Origin of the sequence: Hamadaea tsunoensis DSM 44101, assembly GCF_000428945.1 — a bacterium.
GTDB classification, from domain to species: domain Bacteria; phylum Actinomycetota; class Actinomycetes; order Mycobacteriales; family Micromonosporaceae; genus Hamadaea; species Hamadaea tsunoensis.
Genome location: NZ_AUAX01000071.1, coordinates 1 through 1,148, shown reverse-complemented (window position 1 = coordinate 1,148; position 1,148 = coordinate 1). Strand labels below are relative to the sequence as shown.

The 1,148-nt window shown below is 68.1% G+C and carries 1 protein-coding gene; it reads right to left on the bottom strand.

Annotated features, from left to right (window positions below; translation table 11 throughout):
• The coding region (locus G401_RS51450; protein WP_034594505.1) for a LamG domain-containing protein at window positions 1–1,148 on the bottom strand (1,148 nt) is incomplete at both ends.

The following is a 1,148-nucleotide window of genomic DNA, read 5'->3' as shown; positions in this document are numbered from 1 at the left end:
TCCACATTGGATGCCGCGTTCAGGTAGTACGAGTAGTAGATCGTCGAACACTTGCCCGCCGACCGGTCCTGGCACGACTGCTCCGAGACCGTGTTGCCCCGCGCGTCGTACTCGTTGGTCGTCACGTTCCCGTTCGGATCCGTCGTCGTACGCAGATACCCGTCCTTGTACCCGTACGTCGTCTGCCGCTCGGCACCACCGTCCGACCAGATCTCGGCGACCTGCCGGTTGCCGTTGTCGACGTCGAACAGATACGTCGTCGTGGCGTTACCCGGATCGGTGACGACCACCTTCTTCGCCAGGGCAGCACCCGCCGACGTCGCCGTGGCGGACTTGCTCGCCGTGAACGCATCCGACACCTGGGACGCCGACAGCTGCGTCTTGTAGAACGCGAACTCCCCGATCGAACCCGGGAAATAGCCAGCGGTCGGCGTACCGTGCGACGGCCAGCCGCCCGACCACTTGCCCGCGCCCAGGTACGCGTACGTCGCGCCGGTGGCGACGAGCGCCTTGGCCAGGGTGCCGGCCGGATCGCCGTCGAGGTACAGGGTCTGCGTACCGGTCCCGGCGGACAGGACGGCATGGTGCCACTTGCCGTCGGCCACGGACGCGGCACTGGTGATGACGTTCGCCGTCGCGCCGGTCCAGAATCCGCCTCGCAGCTTGCCGTCGATGCCGACGTAGAGGGCCGGGGTCCACCAGGCGGCGGTGCCGTCGACGTCGCTCATCGGCATGCCCTGGTAGCCGTACAGCACACCGCCGGCGGTCGAGCCGGACGGCATCTTGAACCAGACGCTCACGCTCGCCGGTCCCGTGGTGGGCATGTCGGCGGCGGGCAGTTGCACGAAGGAACTCGTGCCGTTGAACGCTCCGGCCGTGGCGTCCGCGAACGGTCCCGCCTGCCCCAACGTCACCGCGTTGTACGCGCCGACGCCGCCGTTGACCTCGTTGACCGCCTCGGTCACACCGGTCTCGTTGAGCCGGAAGTAATCCGCCGGACCACCCGACAGGACACTCGCCGCGTAGACCTGCGACGAGCCGGAGACCTGCGGCGCGGAGATCTTCCACACCCCGTTGTTCTCATCGGTCACCTGCGTCACGACACCCGACACCGGGTCGTAGACGACCTGCGCACCGACCGCCCCCGA